This window comes from Streptomyces sp. NPDC058246, assembly GCF_042881985.1.
Taxonomy (GTDB): Bacteria; Actinomycetota; Actinomycetes; order Streptomycetales; family Streptomycetaceae; genus Streptomyces.
In genome coordinates this window covers 66,219-91,426 of the sequence record NZ_JBHVWZ010000003.1, presented here as the reverse complement: position 1 = coordinate 91,426, position 25,208 = coordinate 66,219, and the positions used below count along the sequence as shown (strand labels likewise).

Below are 25,208 nucleotides of genomic sequence, written 5' to 3'. Positions count from 1 at the left end.
GAACCGCGCAGCGGTGCGCTTGCTAGGCTATCCAGCGTTTACGGGCTGTCCAGCATTTACCCAGTATGGGTCCTTCCCAAGGAGACGCTGCTCTGTCGTGAACCGCCCGAGATCGCCGCCCACGCCCTCATTCTGGTCCTTCGGCATGCTAGCGCGGGCACACTTTGCCGCCGCGGGAGGCATCTTTCCCTGGTTCATTCCAGGCCATGAGAGATACAGGTGCACCTTGCCGTCGATGGTCTCAGAGCCGACAAAGTACTGCTGACACTCCGTTCCAGTTCTGACCCCAAGCTGCCTGCCGCTCTCCTTCGATTTGGCGAACGGCCACTCATCACACTGCGCCGGCGGAGGGGTGCTCCTGTTGGCGGTGAACGTGTTGTCGCAGACGACGTTGCGGTTCTTCGTCGCCTCTGCCTCGTTCGACTCACGGTGTAGCGGCTGACCGCGACCTTCCCAGCCCGGATGGGTAGACATGCTCGCTTGGACCATGCCGATGTACTGGCGAGCCTCCGAGTATTGCTTGCTCACCTCGAAGGTGGGGGTGAATGCTGAGGCGACGCAACCTGCACGGGCGCTTACCTTGAAGTCGCAGCGCACCCAGTACTGACCGTCGCCAGGCTCGCCATCGCCTCCCCAGCTAGTAGAGCCACTAAGCCCTCCGACATTGACGGTCAGCTCGTAGCTGATGAGGAAGGCCTTTTCGGCCCCATGTGTCTGGGCCCCGGTCCACGAACGCGTGATGCCGCCGTCGATCGAGCCACCGACCGTAATCGGTCGAGGTGTGGTCCAAGGCCCCGAGGTCTCCTTGCAGCTAGAGTCGAGCGAGCAAGTCGAGTCCACCTGCACTGTCATCCCGGAAGTCCCGACGTCGGCACTTGTGAGACTAAAGTTCATGTACTCGAAGAAATCGGGGATCGCGTTCTGCGTATCGATCTCCTGCTCTACGGTGCCGTAGGCCTTCCCGAAGATCATGCCCGTGGTCGTGTCTGGTCGTGTCCATAAGGACGATGACGACGCCGCGTATCGAGCAAATAGAATAGCGGGTCACGTACACCTGGTTCCGCGCCTGCGTTCCACACCACACGACACCTGCCGCAGACGCACGTGACACTCCCTGCGTCTTCGCCATCTCTTGCGGCGTCTGCCACTCGACGCAAACGGCCCGCCTCTGTCCCGCTTCCCTGAGCGCCTCGAGATTGCGCCTCGTCTCAGCGCAGTCAGACTCTGAGGACGCCTGATTCACTACGGGAAGCTTCTGGAAGTCTGACGGCTGACTGCGGAGTTCTCGCTGAACGTCACTTCCTCTCGCCCGTCCTGCATCTGCCACCGCGCCTATCGACTGTTTCGAAGACGCTGTTGTCGGCGTGAGCGGTGCCGGGAGAAAGTAGCGCGACCACTAACGCCGCAATCACTCCCAGAGGTCTCTTATTTATGCTGCGCAAAGTTCCCCCCATGTCACTTTGCTGATCGGGCCTGTCATTCCGGGCCACCGAATCACGACATGATCACGCCGCCAACGATCAGTTTCGGACAGCAATGGACCTTGTCGGGTTTTTATCGCTCAAGGTCCTCTCATGGCTCGTGGCCACGGCGGACTGTCAAGGTCAGCCGAAGAGGGGGGCGACGTCCTTCTCGAAACAGAGCTTCAGAACGACCACCAGCTGGCTGGCGCCATCAACGTGTCGTTAGGGGAGCGGGTCGAGGCTTCCGCCTTGCCCCTGGCCGGCGATCGCCGTCAGCGAGACAGCATCGTGGATACTCGCCGCGGGCATGATCCGCCATGGCCCTGTGAGCATTCTTCTGCGCACCCTCAAGGAAACTGCCGAACGAGAGGGCTTCGTCCATACGCAGACCGTAGCGGCCGCCCCGTCGTCTGAGCCATCCATTTCCCTGATCGCTCGCATTGGCACCCGCTCGCACCTCAGGGCGACGGTACCCATGGTGTGTCGGAGGTGTGTCGCGAATACCGAGAGACAACGAGAAAGAGCGGGAGTCAGTGAGACTGACTCCCGCTCTCTCACGTCGGCATCCGCCCTGGTCACGTACCAATTTTGGTAGGTGGTATGTGAGTGCCCCCGGCAGGATTCGAACCTGCGCACACGGCTCCGGAGCACAATCAGAGTTCGGCTTGCGAATCGGCTCTGATCAGCGGGTTCCTTGATCTCCGGAGGCGTCTGGTGCCCTCGTGTATCGCAGATAGTGCGAAGTCGGAAGTCGCCTCTGGCTCCTGCGCCCATTGAAGAGGTCGGCTCCGCCGACGGGCTGTAACACCCCCGTGGGTGTTACAGCCCGTCTGTGACCGGACAGCCCTGACACCGCCACCCTGAGCTGTCCGGGCTGTTTGTGCAGATGAGGGCCATAACCGGACAGTCGGACACCGGGGACACCCCTGTTCGGAGTCGCGGTGCCCGTCCGATCAGGCGCCGTCGATTCGGTCGAGCAGGGCCTGAGCCTCGACTGTGCGGTGATGGTCCGGGCCGAATGAGGCCAGACAGGCATCGTGAACAGCTGCGGCCTGAAGGCGAGCTTCGGCGCCGCGGCGTAGCCCCACGAGGGCGGTGGCCACGGCCAGCTCGATGGCGCCCGTCTCCGGGCGGATCTCTTCCGCGGGCAGGCTGCGGCACAGCTCACGGGCGCCCTGCGCCTCGACGAGGGCCTCCTCGTGGCGGGCTTGACCGTTGAGGCTGCGTGCCAGGCCGAGCCGCAATGCCAGAGTCAGCCGGTCCGGTTCAGGATAGGCGGCCAGGATCTCGCGGGCGTGTGCCTCGGCCTCCGGGTGGCGCTCCTGCGCGCTGAGCGCGAAGACCAGCCCGTTACTGGCGGCCCTTACTACATTTTGCAACTCCCCTGTACCGCCGCTCGCGGTCTTGGCGACGGCCGCACACTCTGCCTCACACTCGGCGTACCGACCGAGCTTGGCCAGCGTCTGGGCACGGTCGGAGCGCAGTTTCAGGGTCTGCCAGTGATCAGCTCCGAAAGTCTTTCCGACGGCCGGCAGCACTTCGTCGTATATGGCGAGAGCGTCGGCGTCGCGGCCCTGGGCGCCCGTCGCGTTTGCGACGATGCTCCATGCCAGCGGGGCGTACGTGTCATCGTGTGGCAGCGACCGGGCCACGGCACGGGCCTCGGTCACCGCCTCTGCGTAGCGCCCGGCCCTGTACAGGGCCATGGCCCGCGACACAGGGGGTTCAGTCGTCCGCTTGGCGCGCGGTCGGAAGAATCTCATGGCCGGAGGATATGGATATTGCGCCTGGTGTTCGACCAAGGAGCGGGAACCGTCGGCAGCACCGGATGGGCCAACTGGGGTGCGCGGCGGCCACCTAGCGTACTCAGCCACCTGAGTTCGCTACTGAGGCAGGAAGCCGGGCTTCTCTTGGCTGACCGCGCGCAGACGTGCCTGATACTCCTGAGCGGCTGGCTCAGAGCTGTAGCGATGCTTCTTCTCGGCAGCGAGTTCGCGGCTGTTCGTGATTCCGGAGTGATTGCGCCGATCGAGCCTCGCGCCCCGCCTGACCTGCGCGGGAGCCAGTCCCTTGTGGTACGGATACACACACTGTGTCGGAGCTGTGTCGCAGCGAGCCCACGACTGGACGCTGTGCTGGCCCATTCCCACGTGCGGACAAAGACTCTGGGCGCCGTGGGCCAGAGACTGCCTTGTCCCCAAGCAACTTGGGCCGGACTCGTCCAGTGTGGCTGTCCTGGGGCGACAGCCCCCGACGTGCCGCCCGTCCGCGCGTGAGGAGCGCGTGGGAGCGGCGAACGGTCGCGAACACTCGCGATCGTCAGTGAATGAGACCGGAACTGAGACCAACGGCAGTATCGATCGGCGCTCGCCACCGGGCGTACTACTCGGGGTGGCCCCAGGCGCAGGGGGCATACAACCGTGACGAATAATGCGCGGGTGACGACGAGTTCAGTGCCGTATGCGGATGTTCCCGCTCGCCCCTGGGTGTCCGCCGATGCCAGGCGGTGGGCGGACGTCCGGGTGCCCGCGTGGGCGCGGCCGGTGGGGCCGGCTGTGGTGCTGCTGGTGGCGGTGGCCATGGCGGCGGTGATCTTCTCGCCCGACTCGATGTGCACGGTGGCAGCGCCTTGTGGGGCGGACTGGCTCGATGCGGCCGGATCGATGCTCTTCCTGCCGCACCTGGTGTGGTTGTTTGTGCTACCGGAACTCGCGCTCGTATCCGCTCCGTTGCTGCTGATCTGGATGAGCAATCCCGATATTTGGCTGGGTGGGCCGGCCGAGAAGATCGCGGACGCCGTCGTTGTGGCGGGGCTGTGCTGGGGCTGGGCGGCCGTCGTGGCGCGGCTGCGGGCGCGCGGCCGCCAACGCTCGCTCGTGCTCGACGCGGCCGGCGGCATCACGGTGCCTGCCCCGGCGACGGACGACGTCCGCCCTTGGCGCCGGGGCCTGGTCCGCGGCATTGCGGGGGCGATCCTGTGCGCGGTGGCCGGTGCCCTGATTACGACCGTCGTCGTGGACGACTGGGCAGACGACCGCCTGGCTCGTACCGCCACGTCGGAGAACGCCCGAGTCGTGGCCTACAACACTGACGACTACACCGTCACCGTCCGCCTCTCCGATAACACACGACACAGGTTCGACGCGCAGGGCAGCTATCGGGTCGGTAGTAGCGTGCCGGTGCTGATGCACGGCGATTGGATGCGGCTCGCCACTGAGCCCTACGGCGACCGCACCGGCCGTCAGGCGCTGGCACTCGTCCTCGCCGGGCTCGGTGTCACCGTGCTTGGCTCGGGCCTGCTCTCCCGCCGCCGGGCGGTGGCGCTGCACCGCGCCCCGGTCCCGGTATTGCGCGTCCTGACCCGTCACGATCAGGGGCGTACGGAGATATTCGCCGCCGACGACACCGCCACCCTGCGTCCGGTGCTGAGCTACGAGCCCCACACCCGCACCCGCACGGCACTGCGCCAAGCCCTGCTCTACGGTGCACCTCGCGAGGGAGGTGAGTTGATTCTGGCGAGCGCAACGGAGTCGGGGCAGTGGCTCGTCGAGGGGACCGCGTCCCCGATACGGCACGGTTCTCCCGACGGCACGGGCAAGCCCGGGGTACACCGTCCCGGCACAGCACGCACGGCCGCACACCGCCGGGCCGCTGAGGCCCGCGTCCAAGACGCCCTCGCCACGATGACCCCGACCACGGGACCGGTCCGGTGGCAGGCAGGCCCGGTGGCGCGCTCCGTCGGAGCGGCGCTCCTCGTCGTGGCCATCATGCTGCTGGGGACGCTCTTCACGGATTCCCCTACGTGGTGGCAGCTGCCCATCTGGTCGCTAGGTGGTTTGTACTGGGTGAGCGTCTGCCTCCGGATGATGATCTGGCGGATCACCGCCGACTCCAATGGACTGCACGTTCGCGGCCTGTGGCGTACTGCCCACCTCCCGTGGGCGGATGTCATCCGCGCTGTCTACACCCCCGAAGGTGAGCTGATCGTCCGTTGCCGCACCAACGTTGACGACGCCCCCGTCGGCAGTGTCGGCTTCCCGCCGCTGGAGCGACGACTGCGCCGCCCAGGCCGTGCTGAGCGTGCCGCCGCCGAGATCACCGCGATGGTCCGCGATCCGGGCCTGCGGCCGAAAAACGACGCCGGATGCACATGAGCGACCCCCGCTCCGACACTGTCACGCTCAGCGGTCCGTCATATCGGCCGCTCGGGGGCTGACGCCCAAGCAACGAAAGCTCGCGTGGCCTTGCGGTGGCTGCCGTACTTCGCTGCTGTAGTGCAGCGGCTCCGGAGGACATGCCCTGAAGATCGGGGAGACCGGCCCTGACCTGTGCGTTCCCTGCGACTGTCCCGGAGTGGGGGCAATCTCTATCGCATACCGTGCGCGGAGGCCTTGGACGGGCCCCGCGGCCGTGGGCCGCTGAGTGTGCGATGGACGCGCGCCCTGCTCGCTTCAGCGCCCGGTGTGGCCGTATCGGAGCACGGAAGCTGGCGACGGAACATCGCGGCGGTACTCACGAAGTCTCCACGAACCCGCCTCCGATGTCAGACCCACCTGACAGGGTGTTCAGACGCAACGACCCGTCCGAACAGTGGAGTTCCCGTTGAACGTCAAGCAGGCGCTGAGCGGGTGGCTGACCCCAGATCAGCTCCCCGCGGCCATTGCGACAAGCCCTGAGATTCTCGCGCTGGCTGGCGCTGGGTCTGGTAAGTCGCGAACGCTTGCTGCCCGAGTAGCCTTCCTCGTGGCCTCTGGGGCACTCCCAGAATCGCTGGTTGCCTTCACTTTCTCCGACAAGGCAGCCGAGACAATCAAGGACCGGGTGGCGCAGGCGCTCAGGGTGTGCGGCCTGGACCCGCTCTTGGTGGGCGGCATGTACATCGGCACCATCCACGCTTGGTGCCGTCGCGTTCTCGGTGACATGGATGCCAAGTACCGGCAGTTCGACGTCCTCGACGCCATGCAGCTTCAGATGTACCTAATGTCTCGCTACCCCAAGCTCAACCTGCACCCACTGCGCGCACAGCACAGCACTAAGAAGGGCACGCCGCGTGGATACTTCGAGACGCTCAAGCAGGTCAGTAGTGCCTGGACGATGATGAACGACGAACTGCTCGATCCCGCGCAGATTGGTGCCGAAGACGCTGTGCTGGGCGACGCCTTGGAGCGTCTTCGGGCACAGATGGAGAGCGACAACTTCATCGACTTCTCGCTGATGCAGCGCCTCGTGGTCGAGGCGCTTGAGGGTAAGGAAGCCGGGGCGGTACAGGCGCTTGCCCCTCTCCAGCACGTCCTCGTGGATGAGTACCAGGACGTGAACGTCGTGCAGGAGCGTCTGATCGAGCTGATGCACCGAGAGTCGGACACCCTCTTTGTGGTGGGTGACGATGATCAAGCGATTTACGGATGGCGTGGTGCGGACATCACGAACATCCAGGAGTTCGACCAGCGTTACCCGAATGCAGCTGTGCACCCGCTGCTCACCAACTTCCGGTCCACGTCGGCCATCGTCGAGGCCGCCAGCACGTTCGCCGGGCAGGAGTTGGGCGCCACCCGGCTGCAGAAGCAACTGACCGCCGCTGTGGACCGCGACCCACGTGAGTTCGGCGTGTTGCGGTTCTCTACACGGATGGAGGAGGCGGCCTTCGTTGGTGACCGGATCAAGGAACTCCTCGGGACTCGCTACGAGGAGCCAGACGGGACCGTGCGCGGTCTGACCCCCGCCGACTTCGCGATTCTCATGCGGTCGACGAACATGTCCGAGACCGACGGGACCAAACGCCACACCGCGTTCATCAGCGCCCTCGAAACCCGGGGCATCGAGTACGCCCTCAATGCAGGAGGCCAGCTCTTCGACCGGGCCCAGCCCGCAGCCGTGCTCGCCGCCTTCAAGCTACTGCGTCACGGGAACCCAGACCGTACACAAGTGGACGGACTCTTCAACGCCGGCTTGAGCGCTGCATTCCCCTGCGCCGATCTAGGCCGGAGCAGGCAGGTCTTCGCCGACTGGGGTCGCCGCATTCACGCTCCAGTCGCACCGGGGGTCCCCCGGCAACGACTCTTCCCCCAGCAGCTGCTACACGACCTGTTGGAGGCCTTTGGCATCGCCGTCAGTGGGTTCGGCGACGGCGTCATGTCGGATCTGGGCACCTTCAGCAAGATCCTCACAGACTTCGAGTCGGTGTACCTCTCAGTCGATGGCAAGGCCCGGTTCGGAGAGCTTCTGAACTTCCTGGATAACGTGGCCGGCAAGGGCTACGAGACCGACAATCAGATGATGGCCCGACCGGACGCAGTGACGGTCTCCACGGTCCACAGGGCAAAGGGCCTGGAGTTTCCAGTCGTCTTCGTGGTGGATGTCACGGGCGATCGCTTTCCCGGGAGGAAGCGCTCATACGAGGGGTGGATTCCAGCTCCGCTGGTGCAGGAGGCGCTCAGCAAGGGCAGCTACAAGACGGAACGGCCCAGTGAGGCCCGGCTGTTCTACACGGCCATCACCCGCGCCGAACGCTTCCTTTACGTCACGGGGTCAGAGTGGATGCCCGGAGGTTCGCAGGCGAAGAAGGTCTCCCCGTACGCGGCCATTCTGACGCATCCCGAAATCCGTCGCGATCTTCTCGACCCGGCCGCCCCACCGCGGGTGATGCCCTCGCCCGCCGTTCCGTCCAGGCGAGGCGACGAGTCCGTGTTGCCCACCACGTACTCCCAGATTCACACCTACATGCGCTGCCCCCATGCATACAAGCTGAGCGTGGTGCATGGGTTCGCCCCGCCAATCACGGAGCTCTTCGGCTTTGGACGCGCGGTCCATGCGGCAGTGGGCAAAGTTCACCAGCTCTACAAGGACCAAGCGCCTAGCTCTGTCGAGGCGAAGACCGTGGCCGAAGACCTCTTCCACCTCAAGCACGTCGCCCCGAGCCAGGATCCGGTGAACCGACCAGGCGCCTTTGAGCGGGCGAAGCAGAGTTCGGCGAACATCGTGGCTGGATACGTCGACCAGTACTCAAAGGACTTCGAGCGGAAGCGGCAGGTAGAGCTTCCCTTTGAGGTGCCTGTGAATCGAGCGGTCATTTCCGGGGCCATCGACCTGCTCCTCAGTCTTGACGACTCGGACCAGATCAGCGAAGCGTCAGTGATCGACTTCAAGACCATGGAGGGGGGCCCCGAGCCGATCAACAACCCCGACCTCCACTGGGAGGACCTCTCCCTGCAGGTTCAGCTCTATGCACGTGGCGCTGTCCAGGTGTACGGGATGCACGCCCGAACCGGCGCCGTACACCTTCTCAAGGACGGCCGGCGGGTGTCGGTTCCCGTCGACAGCGACGCCATCGACGCGGCGGTTGCCAACGTGGACTGGGCGGTGGACCGAATCATGGCAGGAGATTTCCCTCAGCGCGCCTCGGCACGGAAGTGCGGTGGATGCGACTTCGCCCAGATCTGCCCGCAGCAGGTGCAGCTGTTTGCGACCTCACAGGAGCCGCCCAAGCTTCACCTGCCGACCAGCGACGGCGGTAAGGAGTACCTGCTGATGTCCGCCTTCTCGCAGACCGGCCCTGGCAAGTAGGCCCTAAGCGAAAGGCTAGTCCGGGCCGCGGTAGCGAGGCAGACGGCAGCGGCTGACTTGTGTCAATCCTTGACGCTGCCCCTGCTGAGCGCGGCTCGGGCACAGGGGAGCGCGCCGTAGAACTGGCAGACCGCGTGCCAGACAGCCTTGAGCCGCTATGTCAGCACTGCTGCGCATGCGGGGCTCTCGTGCCAAGATCTACGAACGGTTCAGAGCGAGACAGGGTGGGGGCACGTTGTCTGAACAACCGGAGCTGACGGCCGCTGAGCTAGTTGTAACGGTGCCGCAACCCGATGACGCCGGGGCCAACACACTCGATCGCTACGACTGGCAAGCATCTATGGCCGCCGCGGATGGCTTGCAGATGTATCTTGACGCTTTGGGCCCTGATAAGCGCCTCCGGGATGACGAAGGTAGGCGCATTCTCTGCGAGTACCACGAAGACTGGGTAGCACTTGACGGTGATGCCGCAGAGCTCGTCTCTGCCAAGCACCGAGACCCATCTGTAGACGCTTATCGCACAGTCAACCAGCTCGCTGATGACGGAGGCCTCGCGCATCTCTTCCTCCGCTGGCGTGCTCTGCAAGAAAAGCCGACTTGCAGGCTGACAACGACTGGCGGAATTGCTAGCGGAGACCCACAGGATCTCGAAGCGGCGACGAACACATTGCGAGAGGTGCGACAGACAGGGCGTGAGGTGATTCTTCACAACGATTACCTGCCGTCTGTTGCAAAGCTTCATTCAGCCATCCACACCCACAGTGGAAAGCACCTACCCGACGACTGGGTCAAAGGCAGCGAAGGTGAAGTGGCAGAGGAAAAACAGCGACAGCAAGTCGCTCGCTTTCTCTCCATGCTAAAGATTCACCACAGCCTAACGCGACGGGCTGATATTGGGTTTGCGGCTCCAACCAAGTTTGCGAAGCCTGTCATTGAACATCTTGGATACGATGTTCCATGTGAAGCCGTTTGGAATGCTGTTTACGGGCTTTTCTTCACGCGGATGCGTGCTGCTGGCCCCAGGACTGAAGCAACCATTTCTCCGGTGCTGTCTTTCGCTAATGGTTCTGGTCCGCCTACATCGGCAGACAGAGAGCGAGAGTTGGCGACTCGCATCGTCACGATGCACGATATTGACATAGCTGTCATGACAGCGGTAGCCAACCCAGCCGCCTACGAATCACTCGGTTCCCCCATTAGGTTGAGTCGAGCGGCAGTCAAGATGCAGAAAGGGAACTGCTCAGACAACAGTATCGAGCGCAGTGAACAGCTCAGGAAGGATTACCATCGCTATTGGCGTGGCCGTCTGACCGGAGATCCCACTGCGATGGCCGAGCGCGACAAGTTGCGCCGGCTCCTTCTTCGGGTAAGCGACAGGGCGGATACTCCACTTGTACGCTCGAACAGTGAATGGGGTCCAGATTTTTGGAACTCCATCCAAGATTTGCTAGACGGCATCCCGCAAGAAAATCTTCCTGTCGGGATGGATGCTGATCTCCTACTTGGTGGCATCAGTGATCTGACGAACGCCTGCCAAGTTTGGTTCAGCGACCGTTTCGATGTAGAAGGCGAGATCCGTCGGCTCCGCGAGGAAAACCGTGGGAGCGCCGCATGAGCATCGCATACGAGGACCTAGAACGGGAACTGCTCAGAGAAGACCTGGCTTACCATCAGGCGCGCATTCTCTTGCTGGTAGACGCCGTGACCAAATCCTCCGGGCATTCACGCAAACTCGACGGCTTGACGAAGCTGGCAAAGTTGGACTTCCTTCTTAGGTATCCAGCACTAGCCTCGCAGGTGCTCGACGGATTATCGGAATCCGATCCTCGGCTGAATCTCTCTCGGGAGGACATCGAAACTCCTACAGAGGTTGAAGCACCTATGGTGCGTTACAAGTACGGCCCCTGGGACGACCGCTACTACGCGGTTATCGGGGCCTTGGTTGGACGCGGACTCCTGCGGTATGCCAGAGGGAGGAAGGGGAGTGTGGCCCTCGCCACCACTAAGGAGGGGAGGCGCCTCGCAGACGAGATGAGTAGGACACTCGGCTGGAAAGCACTGAGCGAGCGTAGCGAGGCAATCGCCGATGCCTCATCCGGTATGACTGGAAACGCCATCAAAGAACTTATCTATCGAAGGCTGGAATCGTTGATGGATCGTCCGCATCGGCAGGTAATCAGGTGACAATTAACTTCCGCCTTAACGCAGTTACATTGCACACCACTGAGGGTGAGGTGCGGCACGAGTTCGCATCTGATCTCACCGTGCTCGAAGGGCCGACGGGCGTTGGCAAGACAACCCTGCTTGAACTCATCAAGTATGGGTTCGCAGCTGGTGATGCCCGTCTCGCGACGGTTGCCACTGACGCGGTCAACGATGTAGCCATTGATGTAAGCATCGGTGACGAGCAGTTCCTCATCATGCGCAGCCTGGATGCGGCAAAGAGCAAGAATGTACGCATCCTAGACATGGGAACGGGGGAGCGACTTCCTGACCATTCCGTCACTGATGGAGAGCTAAGCTTCAATAGTTTCCTGTTGGGCAAGTTGGGTCTTCCCGACGATATTCGTGCCGCAGCACAGAAGAGTAAGAGCAGTAGGCCTGGAAATCGTGTGACATTTGGCGACATCTTCAAGTATGTCTACGTTCCGCAGTACGCTGTTAATAGGGATATCGCCGATAGTCGGGACGGATACTATGACCCGAAGAGGAAGGCGGTCTTTGAGCTCCTGTTCAAATTGACGGATCCAGAAATTCTGGCTATGCAGTCATCTGTAAACGTCCTAAATGGGAAAATCGATGCTGAGGCTGCAAACCTGGAGGCAATCCTGACGTTTCTGCGCGACAGCAACACGAGCACTAGGGAGGAGGTGGAGCAAAGTCTCGAAGAAGCTGTTGCGGAGCAAGAGCGCGCGCAGGAAAAATTGAACTCGCTCCGAGAAGAACTTGATCCGGTAATCGACCGGCAAACACAGGTGTACCGGGATCTACTCACGGATGCTGAGAGAACCTTGGCCGAGGCTCGCGCTGCAGTTCAAGACCTGACCCGTGAGCGGGAAGAAATCGCCCTCGAACAACGCCGTGTCAAAGCTGACCATGCGCGACTTGAGCGGATGCGCGACGCCGGAGCCAGGCTGGCGAATATCGAGTTTTCAGTCTGCCCGCGGTGCATGCAGTCGCTGAAAAATAGGCCTGTGGCAGAGGATCAGTGCCGGCTTTGCCTGCAGCCAGATCCTGTCTCGCCTGAGCAGGCGGCAGACAGTTACGAGCTTCGACAACTTGAGCTTCAGTTGGACGAAATGGATGCCCAGTTTGAGGCGACAGAGCAGCAACTGGAGAAGGCACAGCGGGCGGTTGTGGACCGGGACACTTTGGTCAAAAATCTGACTGAAACCCTCGAAACGCGAACGTCGCAGCGGGTTACGCCCCGGCTTCAGGCATTCAGTGATGCATCGGACCGTATGGCTACCGCGCGAACTCGACAGGAGAATTTCGAGGTAGCCCTGCAGCAGTGGGACCGCGTGGCGGATATTGAACGAGAGGTGAAGAATCATCGCTCAGAGCAAGAGCGCCTAAAGGCGAACATCGCGGTTCGCAGGGCAGCTCTAGCTGCACATAAGGAGTCGGTCCTCACTCGAATCGAGGAAGAGTTTCGTAGCACCGTTACAAGTCTTAAGATCGCCACCGTGGAATCCGCCGGGTTCGATAGAGAGAACTACCTGCCACTGATTAACGGAAAGGTCTTCACTAAAACCTTGATGAGCGGCGGCGGCTCCATGACCGCAACGCAGATTGCCTACTGGACGTCGTTGATTACTGTGGCGCGTGAAACCGATACTTGTTACCCGTCGCTCCTGATGATTGACGGACCACGTTTGGCGCTCAACACGGCAACTGAAACGTGTGCGGCCATCTACAAACGGCTCCTCAAGGGAGTAAACGAGGCTCCTGGCGCGGTGCAAATCATTATCTCTGATAATGAACTGCCTGACGACTACCAAGGAAACTTCGCGCGGATTAAGTTCGACTATCGTCACCCGACGGTCTCAACTGTTCGACACCCAGGAGAAGGGCAAGTGAGGGTCATCGCCTCAGCTGATGAGTGATCTGCTTAGTCCAGCAAGCCAAGAACGACGGCCCCCGCCACTAGCAACGCAGTCGTGGGACCCTTGGCATCGAGCGACGGAGCGACGCGAGAGGAGCTGAAGTGTCGGAGGCCAGTCCGCGCGGAACCTACTTGGTCATTGCGGAGGCGCTGCGGAACGAGGTCCAAGAGGGGGAGGGCACCGACACCCTGCCGTCAGAGGCCGACCTGATGCGCTCGCATGGGGTCTCCCGCAACACGATCCGCCGCGCCCTCAAGGTTCTTGAAGCCGACGGTGTTGTTGAGTCTGCTCCTGGGATCGGGTGGCGCGTCGCTCGTGGGGGCGACCGTCGATCTCTCGCGGAACGGATGACTGATGTGATCACGGAAGACTCGCTCTCAGTGGGCGATACATACCCGTCCGAAGCGAAGCTCTGCGAGAGGTTCGGGGCCTCTCGTACCGCTGTGCGTCGTGTCCTTGCCCAGATGGAGGGAAACGGCCTGCTCGCCACAGTTCATGGCAAGGGGCGAACCGTGCGCGCTCTCCCGACGCCCACCGTCCGGCCGTAGTCTTGGCCGCCATGGGAATGACTGAGCGGGCGTACTCGCTCTCTGAATCGTTGCTGTCCGATCCGCTCCCGCGTCGGTGGGCGCACTCGTTGGGGGTTGCCAAGCGGGCTCGCTCCTTGGGCCCGATCATGGGCGACGATGCCGAGTTGCTGGAAGCTGCCGCGGTGCTGCATGACATCGGGTACTCGCCGGCGATCGCGACCACCGGCTTTCACCCGCTGGACGGTGCGCGGTTCCTCCGAGACCAGGAAAAGGCAGACGAGCGGGTCGTTCGTCTCGTGGCTCACCACTCTTGCGCCCTGCTGGAAGCCGAGGAGCGCGGACTGAGGCAGGAGCTTGAGGGGGAGTTCGAGCTTGAGCGGCCGGACCTGGTCGACGCGCTGCTGTACTGCGACATGACGACGACACCCGACGGGACGCAGACCACGTCGGCTGAGAGGCTGGACGAGATCGTGCAGCGGTACGGTCCGGACACGATCGTCGGGCGGTTCATTCAGCGCGCGGCCCCCGAGATCCATGCAGCGGCGAAGCGTGTTGAGGGCCGCTTGGAGGAGGTCTCTGCCGACGATCAGCCGATGTAGGGCTCTCGCCGCGAGTCGTCGAGACCGTGGCGGATGCGCAGCATCATCGACGGGTGAATGTCCAGCCCGTCAAGGTCCGCTGGTTCAACCCAGCGGACCTCTTTTGACTCGCTGCTCGTACGCAGGGAACCGCCGATGGGGTGGGCCCGGAAGCAGATGGAGAACTGTTGCCGGACCTCTCCGTCGTCGTACGCCAGCACGTGGTCAGGGTCGGTGTAGAGCCCCACGATGCTGTCTACTTCAACGTCGATGCCGGTCTCTTCCGCGACCTCACGGACGGCCGTGTCGCCGATGCGCTCGCCGATGTCGTGGCCACCGCCGGGCAATGCCCACAGATCGTTGTCCGTCTTGTGGATAAGCAGCAACCGCCCCGCGTCGTCTCGGACGACCGCAGTGACCGAGGGCACCACCGAGTTGGCGTGAGGGGCGTTCGGGTCGCGGAAGTAGTCGATGCGGCTCATCAGGCAGTGCCTTCCCAATCGGCAGGTGAAGAGATCGGGCGCGCCGATTCCCAGACCTTCTCAACACTCTCAGCGTAGGCGTCGAAGAGTTCACCGCCGGGCACGCGTTGCAGGTGCAGCACGGGGGCCATGTAGGCGCCGACGCCGTAGAGGTGCCCGTTGGCCAGCATCTCGTCGTCGGCCCGGTAGATGGAGTTGTAGAGGGTCGTACTGTGCAAGCGGAACTCCACCCCGGGGAGACCGAAGAGCGGGCCGTAGTTGATGAGGGCGTTCCGGATCTTGCCTGCCATCGCCCCGCCGATCCCTTCGTCCTCGCCGCGCACCGCCACGGCCGGCGACGAGGGCTCTCCCAGGATGAAGCGGATGGGCACTCCGTCGGCTGACTTCTCTTTCACGATGCGGTGGAACGACGCGTCTTCCGTGAGCCAGAACCCGGAGTACACCAACAGGTCAAACTGACGGGTCGCCTTGGAGTAGAGGTTCGTCCAGAGGTTTTGCATCACGACGGACCGGTGCGGATAGAGCCTGACCAACTCCGCGTTGCCAGCGGCCGCGACCTCAGCTGACGTGCGCTCGTCGGGCCACAGGTACGACACCTCGCACCTCAACAGCGATGCTGTTGCGAACTGGAAGCGGCGGTATGGCTTGCGCTCAGGTTCGTTGATCCATCGCTCAACCGTCTTGGCCGCGACCCCGAGTCGTTCGGCGACCTCATCGAGCGTCAGGCCCAAGTCCACTATCGCGCCGCGCAGTCGCTCGTTCGCCATGCCAACCTCCGACTTCCTGGGACGACTTGGTTCGACTTCACGGTAGCTAAGAACGACTTGAGCCGCGCAACCGCGAAGTCGAACGTCGTCGCCGCCGACGCCAGTCTGTAGGTACATCGAGCGCGAGGGTCTCGCAGACCTCCATCAGCCGAAGGGCTTGACGGGGCGAACCTCCCTCTGCAAGATGAGGAACACGTGATACATGTTCCTCTCGTTCTGGTCGCGTCAGCGACCGGAACGGGCGCACGACCAGGAGCCCCGCATCGGACGGGGGGAGGCGACCCGGCGCCTTGGCATTAACCGGAGGGCTTAGACCGCAAGGTCACGTCTCCATAGGCCTACTTCGAGGCCGGACAGCTCTACCTGACACGGGAGCGCGGTCGCGATGAAGGAGACAACGCACCACCTCACCTCGCCGCCGCGCTCTGGCGCGGCGGCCGGTTGCCTCCGCTGCTCGTCTCGTACGAGCAGCGCTGAGGGGAGCCGGGATCGTCTCTGACTCCGCCGCCACGCTCCGCGAGGCGGTCGCCTCTCGCCAAGGACCGCGACCGCTTCGACTTCATGTCCCTCGACACCAGGAGAAGAACCGTGAATCAAAGCGACCTCGACAACATCGCCCACCGCATCGGGTCGGCCGCCATGGAGTTCGCCCCCGGTCACCGGCCGACGGCCGCTCAGACGGCCGATGCCGCTTCGATCCTGCACGGCATGCTTCAGACGGCCGAGACCTACGGCGTGACGTTCGCCGACTTCGACGCCGTTGCCCACTTCGCCCGGCTGGCCATTCAGCTCGTCCAGTCCCGCGACGAGAGCCGGTGACCGCCGTGGACGCTGCCACGTTCGCCGCCGGGTTCGTTGCCCTGTACGTCGCTCACAGCGTGGGCGACCACTGGGTGCAGACCTCTCACCAGTCTGCGCACAAAGGCCGCCCCGGCTGGGTCGGCCGTCTTGCTGACGCCCGGCACGTCGCCACCCTGACCGCCACCAAGGTCGCTGTCTTGCTGCCGGTCGCCTGGCTGCTGAACCTGCGCCTGTCGCTGCTCGGCACGGTCGCCGGACTCGGCATCGACGCGGTCACGCACTGGTGGGCCGACCGGCGCAGCACGCTCGCATGGCTGGCCAAGGTCACCGGCAAAGGCGAGTTCTACCGGCTCGGCACCCCGCGCGCCGGCCACAACGACAACCCGCACATCGGTACCGGCGCCTACGCACTTGACCAGTCCTTCCACCACCTGTGGCTCCTGGTCGCCGCGCTCATCATCGCCACCGTCTGACCCGTACCGCCCACGACCGCATCTGCGGTGCGGGGCTTGTCTTTCCGGGGTGGTCGCCTCTCGCCAAAGACCGCGACCGCCCCGGCATCCCTTCGATGTCAGGAGAACTGCCATGCGCACGTACATCGGCCACCAACAGGCCATCTCTGCCGCTGACTTCGCGGAACTCGCGCTCGGTACCCCGGTTGAGCTGTGGCTCGGGGTCGAGGGAGAGACGGACGAAGAGCGCACCGCCCGCGAGGACGCGGCGCGCGACATCCTCGCCGACAACCCGAACTTTCCCGACGACCTGGTCCGCATCGCGGCGCAGGTCATCGAGGAGAACCCGGACCTGTTCGACGTCGTTCCCTTGGTCCGCCCCGCCCGCCAGCGTGCGGCGCGCAAGGGGGCTGCGGCATGAGTGAGCTGCTGTTTGCCGCTGCGGCTGGCGTGCCGATGGCGGCCGGATGGTCACTGCACGCGCTGCGCCTGCGCCGCCGTATCGAGACCGCCCGACGTGACCCGCTGACCGGTCTGTTCACCCGCGACGCGTTCGCGGAGCGCGCCATGAAGGTGTTGGCGGGCGGTCCCAGCGCGGTCTACGTCGTTGACCTCGACAGGTTCAAGGAGATCAACGACACCTACGGGCACGCTGCCGGCGACGCGGTCATTGCGGCCACCGGTCGGCGGCTCGCGGAATGGGCCGACATCAACGGGGGCACCGTGGTGCGCCTGGGGGGTGACGAGTTCGCCGCGGTGGCTCGCGTCTTCAGTCGCGCTGATCTGTCGTGGACGTTGGGCGAGTTGACCCGCGCCATCGAGCAGCCGGTCACCGTCGACGGCCACCCCCTCACGGTGGGCGCCTCCGTTGGCGCGGTCGCCTACGACCCCCGCGCCGACGACGTGGACTTGTCCACGCTGCTGCGGTTGGCCGATGAGCAGATGTACGCGGCCAAGAACTCCGGCGCCGACTGGCTGACCGCTCTGGACCTCACCCCCCAGGCAGGGACCGTCAACAATCGCCGCGCCGGTCGCCCCGGCACGTCCAGCCGGATGGAGGCAGCAGCATGACCACCACCCCCGAGCCACCCGCGTCCGGAGTGCCGCCGCTGACCCGCCCGGAACTGGGACTCGCCGGAATCGGCGCGCTCGCCGCCGCCGCGGTCGGTGCGCTGGGACTGATCTCCTCCTTCGACGCGGTCTCTGCTGCCGCGGCGAGTTGGGGCTTTGCCTCGCCGTGGATGCTGCCGGTCGGTATCGACGTGGCCATCCCGGTGTTCACCGTCGCCAACCTGCTGCTGATCCGCATGGATATGGCGCTCGCGTGGGTGCGGTTCGTGCCCTGGGCGCTCACGCTGATCACGTGCGGGTTGAACATCGCGGCCGGACACTCCCTGTCGGCCAAGGTCGCTCACGGCACCATGCCGCTGCTGTGGGTGGTCTTTTCCGAGATCGGCGCGCACATCTACGCCGTGCGCATCGGCGCAGCCACCGGCCGCCGTATGGAGAAGATCCGGTTCTCCCGCTGGCTGCTCGCCTTCCCCTCCACCTTCGCGCTGTGGCGCCGCATGACGCTGTGGGAAGTCACCTCCTACAGCGAGGCACTGGCGCGGGAGAAGGAGCGGCAGTTGGCTCGCGCGGATCTGCGTGAGCAGTACGGCCGCAAGTGGCGGTCCAAGACCCCGCGCCGCGAACGCGTGATGCTGCGCATGGGCGACCTTGCCCCCGCCACCGAAGAGACCACCCTCGCCCCGCCCCCGGTGGACACGCCGGCGCCCCCGGCCGACGCCAAGCCGCGTCCGCGCCGCCGGACCCCTGCCAAGGGAAAGGTCAAGGCACAGCGCACCTTCGAGGAGCTGCTGACCGAGGCGCGCACGGTCACCGGACAGTGGTCGGACGTCGAGTTGACTGCGGACCGCATCCGCACCGAAGTGCACTGCTCGGCAACCAACGCCCGCACGCTGCGCGACGCGTTGAAGTCCGAGCGCGCCGAGGGCCGCCCGCTGCAGTCCGTCGACGACGCGGAGGGCGAGGAGTCCGAGGCTGAGGCCGCCTGATGCCCGCGGCATTCGGCAAGTGCTACGACCCGACCGGCAGCCAGTACGGCATCCCCACCTACCCGTGGCGCTACGCCCCCGACGGGCTCGCCACGCGCCGCCAACTGCGCGCCCGCGGCTTACGCCCGGGCGGTCAGCCGATCGCGGCTCAGGTGCTGCGCCCGCGCTACCGGCGCGGTCCGCTGGTCGCCTATCTCTACCGCGTCGACCGCGCCAAGCCCGTGCGGCCGATGACGCCCGGCAAGCGGGCCGCGCTCGCCAAGGCGATGCGCGCCCGCCGTACCTGCCCGGTCTGCCGCACGGATGCGGGATACGCCATCCCCACCTCGCTCGGCATGTGCGTGCCCTGCGCCTACCCCGAGGAACAGCGCGCCGCTTGACCTACCAGATGTCCAGGAACTCCCAGACAGCCTCCATGATGCGGTTCCTGCGGCGGTGTTCCTTGCTGCAAAAACGCCGCCTTCGCCAGCGGCTTTCTGGCTGCTGTACCGGCTTGCCGCACCACTCGCACTGCCGCGTCGTGACCTCAGATTTCCCCATGCCACCCCCCGTAGCACTGCCGTGCGGGGTCCGTCCGCCCACCTCCTACAGCGTCGGCCGGACCCCGCCCTGCCTCCCATTGGAAGGAACCTTCAGTGAAGCACCCCGACGATGAGAATGAACTCTTCCACCGCCTCGAAGCCGACATGGCCGCCGACTCCGGCGGCGAGGTAGTCGACCTCGACAAGGCACGGTCGGCCCGCGGCGAGTCGGCCGACCCGACCGCCCGACCCGACTCCGACCCGTCGGCCGACACCAACAACGGTCGGTCGGATGACGAGTCGGGCGACCCGACCGCCCGCCGGTTGGTCGACCTTCCGACCGCCAAGGCGGCCGGTCCGGGCTACCTCGGTCGGCTGCTCGCCGCGCAGCGCCGTCCGGTCGTTCCGCTGTGGCTGAAGTCCGTGGCGGAACTGAAGACCGCAACCGGATGGGTGGCCCGCCACTACGCCCACTCGGCCGGCTATCACGCGCTTCGCTCCCCGGTCTACGCCGCACGGCTCACGCTTCAGGCGCCGTCCGGTGCTGCGAAGTTCGTGGGCGCCACCATGCGGTGGGTGGCGGATCGCGAGGGCGAGCCGGTCCGCTTGGCGGCGGTGCGGCGCGAGGATGCTGCCGAGTACCTGAAGCTGTCGCGACAGCGCGACGGACGGGTCCGACTGCGGACGCTGGTTGCCGTGCTCGCGATGTTCATCGGGCTCGGCTCCGCGCTCGCCATCTATGTCCTGGCCCCCGACTGGCTTCAGGCCCTGTCGGTCGGCGCGGTCGTCATGGCGCTCGGGTCCGCAGGCCGCAAGGCGGACGCCCCGGTCATTCACCGCGCGGTGGAGCTCCCCAAGGCCGTCAAGCTCACCAGTGACATCGTGCTGCGCGCGCTCGGCTCGCTCGGCATCCCCGCCATCAACCAGGCACAGGGCAAGGGCCGCGACGGCTTCGAATTCACCGCCCCGATCACCCGCGACGGTCCGGGCTGGCGTGCGGAGGGCAACCTCCCCTACGGCGTCACGGTCACGGACGTCATCGAGCGGCGCGACCGGCTCGCCTCCGGTCTGCGCCGGCCGCTGGGCTGCGTATGGCCCGAGGCAGTGCCGAGCGAGCACACCGGGCACCTGGTGCTGTGGGTCGGCGATCAGGACATGTCGACCTCCCGCAAGCCCAAGTGGCCGCTGCTGACCAGCGGCAGCGTCAACCTGTTCAAGCCCGTCGCCTACGGCACCGACCAGCGCGGACGCTGGGTCGAGGTCACCCTGATGTACATCGCGGGCATCATCGGCGCCATCCCGCGCATGGGCAAAACCTTCCTGCTCCGCCTCCTGCTGCTCATCGCTGCGCTGGACCCGCGGGCGGAACTGCACACCTACGACATGAAGGGCACCGGCGACCTGGACCCGGTCGGCAACGCCGTCTCGCACCGGCACGCTGCGGGCGACGATGACGACGCCATCGAGTACGCGCTCAACGACTTCCGGGCGCTGCGCGAGGAACTGCGCCGGCGTACCAAGATGATCCGCTCGCTTCCGCGGGACATCTGCCCGGAGTCGAAGGTGACCAGCGAACTCGCCGACAAGCGCTCCCTGGGTCTGCATCCCATCGTGATCGGGGTGGACGAGTGCCAGGTGCTCTTCGAGCACCCCAAGCACAAGGACGAGTTCGAGGAGATCGCAACCGACCTGGTCAAGCGCGGTCCGGCCACCGGCATCGTGCTCCTGCTCGCCACCCAGCGCCCCGACGCCAAGGCACTCCCGACCGGGATTTCCGCGAACGCGTCGGCGCGCTGGTGCCTGAAGGTCATGGGCCAGCTGGAGAACGACATGGTCCTCGGCACGTCCGCCTACAAGCGGGGCGTCCGCGCGACCATGTTCAGCTGGGGTGACAAGGGCATTCACTACTTCATCGGTGAAGGCTCCGACGCCCGGATCGTCGGCTCGGTCTACGTGGACGGCCCCGGCGCCGACAGCATCGCCGCCCGCGCCCGCACGGCGCGCGAGAAGGCCGGACTGCTCTCCGGGCACGCGCTCGGGGAAGAGCCGGAGACCGTGGCGAGCGCGTACGACCTGCTCGCCGACATCCTCGCCGTCATCCCCGTCAAGGAGACCAAGGTGTGGTCTGAGACCGTCGTTGCACGGCTCGCCGAACTGCGCCCCGAGGTCTACGACGGATGGGAGCCCGAGACCCTCGCCGCCGCGCTGAAGCCGCGGGGTCTGTCCACGATCCAGGTGGGCCGCCGGGTGGACGGAAAGGTCGTCAACCGGCGCGGTGTCGACCGCTCCCACATCACCGCAGCGATTGCGGAGCGTGACGGAAAGCGGGACGCGGGCTGACCTCTTGGGCCGCTAGCGCTAGCGGCACACCCCGCTAGCGTTAGCAGCTCGCTTAGCGCCCCAAACCAGCCCTGATCAGGTCGCTAGCGCATAGCGGCCCACCTGCGGAAACCCTGAAAGCCGCCCCGGAGGGCCCGTCATGACCCCTGCCCTGCTCGCTATCACACTCGTGCTTGGCGTAACGCTGTGTTACGTCGCTGTGTGTGCTGCCTCGCCGTTCGGCAACTGCCGCAAGTGCAACGGCTGGGGCTTCCAGATGAAGACCGACCGCAAGGGCCGCCAGAAGCGCGGCAAGGACTGCCGCCGCTGCAAGGCCACCGGCAAGCGCATCCGCGTCGGCCGCTGGCTCTACAACCGCTGGGCCCGCATCTACCACTCCGGCACCGCCGACTGACCCCGGGAGAGCACCCATGCCCCACAGCCCCGAGCACCGCCGGCCGCCCGTCATCGTCTGCCGCGACGAGACGAGCGACTTCCTTCCCTTCGCTGACGTCCGGGACCGGTTCCGAACCGATCCGGTCAGCCTCACCGACCTGCACCGCGCACTTGCCGACATGCGCGCCCTGTTCGCCAACCTCGCCCGTCCGGAGGACTCCTGATGGTTCTGAGCATCTCCGCCGTGCTGCTGTTCGGCGCCGCGTCCGCCCTCGCCGTCAAGACCAAGTCCGCCGGGGGAGGCGCGGCCATCGTGCTGTTCCTCTTCGGGTTCTTCGCCGCCGGGACCGGCGCGTACGAGCCCATCCACAACCTCGTGCAGGCGTCCGCCGACGCCCTGTCCGCCCTCGGGAACTAGGGAGACAGCCCGTGAACGAACCCAGCACCTACGGCCGCAACGGGCACGCGCCGGCGGCCGTGGAAGTCCACGTCCCCACCCCGATCACCCCCGCCGCCCGCACGGCGCCGCTCGCGGTCGTGCAGCCCAGCAGCATCCCGGCCGTGACGAGCGTCGTCCTGCCGGACGGACGCGTCGTCACCGGCTACGCCATCGAGCCCGCCAAGCCCGAACCGGTCGCGACCAAGCCGGCCGTCTCGCGCACGGCCGTGAACATCGCCCTCGGAGGCGTCGGGTTCGGCGCCGTGTGCGGCGGCCTGGTCCTGCTCACCACCTTCATCGCCGCCCTCGCCGCGCTCATCCACCAGCTCATCATCCTCGCCGCCGTCATCTTCGGCGGCTGGATCGCCGTGCAGGTCTTCAGCGCGAGCGGCCACAGCGGCGGCAACACCTTCCACATCCGCAAGGCCGTCTTCAAGCGCAACCACTTCAACGGCTGAACGCCCCGATGGGAGAACCGTGTTCGAGATCCGTGTCATCTGCGACCCCGCCGAAACCGAACCGATCGTCGCCGCACTGGACCGCACCTTCACGGTCGGCACCGTGAGCGTCTACCCCACCCGCGACCGCAAGCGGAACCGCCTCTACGCCCGCGCCGAGTACAAGCCCACCGACGCCGAGCCGGCCGAGTCCTGGCCCACCGCCGAGCAGGCGTACGCCAACGCACCCAGCATCAACAGCGAGATTGGCTGGGTGGCGCGCACCCTCGCCGCCACCGAGTGCTTCACCGAGCTGGGGCGTGACTTCTACCTGCGCAAGGCAGCCTTGCTGGACCGCATCGCGCTTTTGGACGAGCCCGACGTCCCGTACGGCGATGCCAGCGCGGCCGCCGACGCGGCGGCCGTGTTCCTGCTGGACATGGACCAGCCGGGCCCGTTCTACGAACCGCGCACCTACGTCCGCCAGCAGTACACGCACTCGCTCGCCGCCGAGCAGTAGCTGTGGCTGGGGCGGTCGCCTCTCGCCAAAGACCGCGACCGCCCCGGTTCTCCGTCCCTTCGACAGAAACAGGAGACCCCCAGCATGACCCAACCCACCCCCATCAGGCGAGACCGTCTCCGGCCGCGCCTGCTGGACCTCTTCTCCTGCGCTGGCGGTGCCGCCACGGGCTACACCCGTGCCGGGTTCGCCGTGGACGGCTGCGACATCGCCCACCGGCCGAACTACCCCTTCCCGTGCCACCAGGGCGACGCCCTCGACTACCTCGCCGCCCTGATCTCCTCCGGCGAGATCGAGCAGTACGTGTTCGTCCACGCGTCCCCGCCGTGCCAGCACGGATGCGCCCTGACTGTGGGCACCAACGCTTCCCAGGGATGGGGCCGCACCCACGTCGACCTGGTGGCGCCCACTCGCGACCTACTCGACAAGACCGGCCTGCCGTACGTGATCGAACAGCCCAACGGCCGTGCCGAGATCCGCAAGGATCTCACCCTGTGCGGCGAGATGTTCGCGCTCGGGGTCATCCGTCACCGCAACTTCGAGTTGGGCGGCTGGACCACCGAGCAGCCAGCGCACGTCCCGCACCGGGGGCGGGTGCGCGGGTGGCGGCACGGCGAGTACTTCCACGGCCCGTACGTCGCCGCGTACGGCAGCGGTGGGGGCAAGCCGTCCGTCCCGGAGCTTCAGGCCGCGATGGGCATCACGTGGACCGACGTGCGCGAGGAGCTGACCGAGGCCATCCCGCCCGCTTACACCGAGTTCATCGGCCGCGCCTACCTCGCCACCACGGAGATGTGGGGGACCGCGGCATGAGCACCACGAACACCCACCTGCAAGCCGCGCTGCAACTGGCCACGGCCGCCGTACCGGTGTTGCCCCTGCGGGACGGCAAGGTGCCGTTCGGCAACTGCCGTGCGTGCGCCAAGAACGCCTGCGGGGGGCGGCCGAATATGAAGCGCGCAGGCCCCTGCCAGTGCCCCGACGTGTGTCACGCATGGGCCGCTGCCACCACCGACACCCGCGTCATCGCCTCCCGCACGTGGGCCCCTGCGTGGCGGCAGGCTGCTGCCGTCGGCTACCACCCCGGAGGGGTCGGGCTGACTGTGGTGGACCTCGACAACGCGGCGGCCATTGCTTGGGCGCGCATAGCGCTGCCCGCAACGCGGACCGTGCCGACGACGCGCGGGGAGCACTGGATCTACCTCGGGGTGATGGGCTCGCACAACGCGGTCCGTCCGGGCGTGGACATCAAGTCGCTCATGTCCTACGCCCGTTGGCTCGGTCCCGGCACCGGCCGCATGGCGAACCTGCCGGCGGCCGTCCGCGCCCTGGTGGTGAGGGAAGAGACCACCCCCGCCCGCGGGGAGGTGGTCTCTTCTCTCCCCGAGCGCGCCGCGTGGGACCGGACGGTTGCCACCGGGTGTCGTCACACCGAGGGCTACGTCCGCATCGGCCTGGAACGGGGCCTCACCCTCGTGCGCTCCCGCGTCGAATCCGGCGCGGGGTCACAGGCGTTCGGCGCGGCCCGGTTCCTCGCCGCACAGCACACCGCGTGCCCCGGTCCGTGCGGATTGGACGTGATCGGGGAAGAGATCGTGGCCGCCGCCATCTCGGTCGGAGTCCCCGAGAGCTATGCCCGCCGCGCGGTCATCAACGGCCTCAGCGCGGCCGAGAGGGGTGCCGAATGACCTATAAGCCCTTCAATCCCCTGAAACAGCCTCAGAACGCCACGCAGACCGCGCCACGGGCCATCGTAGGCGGCCGAAGGTACGTCGCC

The 25,208-nt window shown here is 65.7% G+C and carries 25 protein-coding genes and 1 tRNA gene; 21 read left to right on the top strand and 5 right to left on the bottom strand.

Translation table 11 applies throughout. The features are described from left to right. Positions 1-27: 27 nt before the first annotated feature. The 3 genes from ACFVXA_RS05395 to ACFVXA_RS05385 form a co-directional block, all read right to left on the bottom strand. On the bottom strand, positions 28-972 hold the full coding sequence (locus ACFVXA_RS05395; RefSeq protein WP_390023890.1) for a hypothetical protein: 945 nt from the start codon (positions 970-972) through the stop codon (positions 28-30). 1,098 nt (positions 973-2,070) lie between these two features. After that, positions 2,071-2,172: transfer RNA gene (locus ACFVXA_RS05390), tRNA-OTHER, on the bottom strand. Between the two features lie 244 nt (positions 2,173-2,416). Next, positions 2,417-3,133, bottom strand: a complete 717-nt coding sequence (locus tag ACFVXA_RS05385; RefSeq protein WP_390023888.1) for a tetratricopeptide repeat protein — start codon at positions 3,131-3,133, stop codon at positions 2,417-2,419. A 768-nt stretch (positions 3,134-3,901) separates the two neighbouring features. Here ACFVXA_RS05385 and ACFVXA_RS05380 point away from each other — a divergent pair. From ACFVXA_RS05380 to ACFVXA_RS05350, 7 genes are all read left to right on the top strand, one after another. Further along, complete coding sequence (locus ACFVXA_RS05380; protein WP_390023886.1) at positions 3,902-5,617, top strand: hypothetical protein; 1,716 nt, start codon at positions 3,902-3,904, stop codon at positions 5,615-5,617. Positions 5,618-6,065: 448 nt separating this feature from the next. Continuing rightward, the gene (locus ACFVXA_RS05375; protein WP_383746487.1) at positions 6,066-9,026 is read left to right on the top strand and encodes an ATP-dependent helicase; all 2,961 of its coding nucleotides are present in this window, start codon (positions 6,066-6,068) and stop codon (positions 9,024-9,026) included. 235 nt (positions 9,027-9,261) lie between these two features. Further along, positions 9,262-10,641, top strand: coding sequence for a hypothetical protein (locus tag ACFVXA_RS05370; RefSeq protein WP_383746486.1), 1,380 nt, complete (start codon positions 9,262-9,264; stop codon positions 10,639-10,641). Next, entirely contained in the window at positions 10,638-11,210 is a 573-nt protein-coding gene (locus tag ACFVXA_RS05365) for a hypothetical protein (RefSeq protein ID WP_383746484.1), read from the top strand. Before ACFVXA_RS05370 ends, ACFVXA_RS05365 begins: the two co-directional genes overlap by 4 nt. Beyond that, a complete protein-coding gene (locus ACFVXA_RS05360) occupies positions 11,207-13,132 on the top strand; it encodes a hypothetical protein (protein ID WP_383746483.1) in 1,926 nt (641 codons plus the stop codon). Before ACFVXA_RS05365 ends, ACFVXA_RS05360 begins: the two co-directional genes overlap by 4 nt. A gap of 101 nt (positions 13,133-13,233) precedes the next feature. Further along, the gene (locus ACFVXA_RS05355; RefSeq protein ID WP_383746481.1) at positions 13,234-13,680 is read left to right on the top strand and encodes a GntR family transcriptional regulator; all 447 of its coding nucleotides are present in this window, start codon (positions 13,234-13,236) and stop codon (positions 13,678-13,680) included. An 11-nt stretch (positions 13,681-13,691) separates the two neighbouring features. Further along, complete coding sequence (locus ACFVXA_RS05350; RefSeq protein WP_383746479.1) at positions 13,692-14,261, top strand: HD domain-containing protein; 570 nt, start codon at positions 13,692-13,694, stop codon at positions 14,259-14,261. On the opposite strand, the gene ACFVXA_RS05345 is transcribed toward ACFVXA_RS05350, so the two are convergent. Then, a complete protein-coding gene (locus ACFVXA_RS05345; protein ID WP_383746477.1) occupies positions 14,249-14,722 on the bottom strand; it encodes an NUDIX domain-containing protein in 474 nt (157 codons plus the stop codon). The two genes, ACFVXA_RS05350 and ACFVXA_RS05345, sit on opposite strands and share 13 nt — an antisense overlap. Beyond that, positions 14,722-15,489, bottom strand: coding sequence for a helix-turn-helix domain-containing protein (locus ACFVXA_RS05340; RefSeq protein ID WP_383746475.1), 768 nt, complete (start codon positions 15,487-15,489; stop codon positions 14,722-14,724). The genes ACFVXA_RS05345 and ACFVXA_RS05340 overlap by 1 nt, the downstream gene beginning before the upstream one ends. 588 nt (positions 15,490-16,077) lie before the next feature. Between ACFVXA_RS05340 and ACFVXA_RS05335 the strand changes: the two genes are divergently transcribed. From ACFVXA_RS05335 to ACFVXA_RS05270, 14 genes are all read left to right on the top strand, one after another. Continuing rightward, complete coding sequence (locus ACFVXA_RS05335; RefSeq protein WP_383746473.1) at positions 16,078-16,308, top strand: hypothetical protein; 231 nt, start codon at positions 16,078-16,080, stop codon at positions 16,306-16,308. Positions 16,309-16,313: 5 nt separating this feature from the next. Next, positions 16,314-16,763, top strand: coding sequence for a transcriptional regulator (locus tag ACFVXA_RS05330; RefSeq protein WP_383746520.1), 450 nt, complete (start codon positions 16,314-16,316; stop codon positions 16,761-16,763). A gap of 112 nt (positions 16,764-16,875) precedes the next feature. Continuing rightward, positions 16,876-17,163 (top strand): hypothetical protein, encoded by a 288-nt coding sequence (locus ACFVXA_RS05325; protein WP_383746471.1) that lies wholly within the window; start codon positions 16,876-16,878, stop codon positions 17,161-17,163. Then, positions 17,160-17,813: a GGDEF domain-containing protein gene (locus ACFVXA_RS05320; RefSeq protein WP_383746469.1), complete on the top strand. Its 654-nt coding sequence runs from the start codon at positions 17,160-17,162 to the stop codon at positions 17,811-17,813. The genes ACFVXA_RS05325 and ACFVXA_RS05320 overlap by 4 nt, the downstream gene beginning before the upstream one ends. Beyond that, positions 17,810-18,799, top strand: coding sequence for a DUF2637 domain-containing protein (locus tag ACFVXA_RS05315; protein WP_383746467.1), 990 nt, complete (start codon positions 17,810-17,812; stop codon positions 18,797-18,799). The genes ACFVXA_RS05320 and ACFVXA_RS05315 overlap by 4 nt, the downstream gene beginning before the upstream one ends. Then, a complete protein-coding gene (locus tag ACFVXA_RS05310) occupies positions 18,799-19,179 on the top strand; it encodes an RRQRL motif-containing zinc-binding protein (protein WP_383746465.1) in 381 nt (126 codons plus the stop codon). Before ACFVXA_RS05315 ends, ACFVXA_RS05310 begins: the two co-directional genes overlap by 1 nt. A 255-nt stretch (positions 19,180-19,434) precedes the next feature. Next, positions 19,435-21,660, top strand: a complete 2,226-nt coding sequence (locus tag ACFVXA_RS05305; protein ID WP_383746463.1) for a cell division protein FtsK — start codon at positions 19,435-19,437, stop codon at positions 21,658-21,660. 139 nt (positions 21,661-21,799) lie between these two features. Next, positions 21,800-22,054, top strand: a complete 255-nt coding sequence (locus ACFVXA_RS05300) for a hypothetical protein (protein ID WP_383746462.1) — start codon at positions 21,800-21,802, stop codon at positions 22,052-22,054. Positions 22,055-22,070: 16 nt separating this feature from the next. Beyond that, entirely contained in the window at positions 22,071-22,259 is a 189-nt protein-coding gene (locus ACFVXA_RS05295) for a hypothetical protein (RefSeq protein ID WP_383746460.1), read from the top strand. After that, the gene (locus ACFVXA_RS05290) at positions 22,259-22,453 is read left to right on the top strand and encodes a hypothetical protein (protein WP_383746458.1); all 195 of its coding nucleotides are present in this window, start codon (positions 22,259-22,261) and stop codon (positions 22,451-22,453) included. The genes ACFVXA_RS05295 and ACFVXA_RS05290 overlap by 1 nt, the downstream gene beginning before the upstream one ends. Before the next feature lie 11 nt (positions 22,454-22,464). After that, a complete protein-coding gene (locus tag ACFVXA_RS05285) occupies positions 22,465-22,932 on the top strand; it encodes a hypothetical protein (protein ID WP_383746456.1) in 468 nt (155 codons plus the stop codon). A 19-nt stretch (positions 22,933-22,951) separates the two neighbouring features. Beyond that, positions 22,952-23,431: a hypothetical protein gene (locus tag ACFVXA_RS05280; RefSeq protein WP_383746454.1), complete on the top strand. Its 480-nt coding sequence runs from the start codon at positions 22,952-22,954 to the stop codon at positions 23,429-23,431. A gap of 84 nt (positions 23,432-23,515) precedes the next feature. Beyond that, positions 23,516-24,244, top strand: a complete 729-nt coding sequence (locus tag ACFVXA_RS05275; RefSeq protein ID WP_383746452.1) for a DNA methylase — start codon at positions 23,516-23,518, stop codon at positions 24,242-24,244. Next, positions 24,241-25,119, top strand: a complete 879-nt coding sequence (locus ACFVXA_RS05270) for a bifunctional DNA primase/polymerase (protein WP_383746450.1) — start codon at positions 24,241-24,243, stop codon at positions 25,117-25,119. The genes ACFVXA_RS05275 and ACFVXA_RS05270 overlap by 4 nt, the downstream gene beginning before the upstream one ends. Positions 25,120-25,208 lie beyond the last annotated feature (89 nt).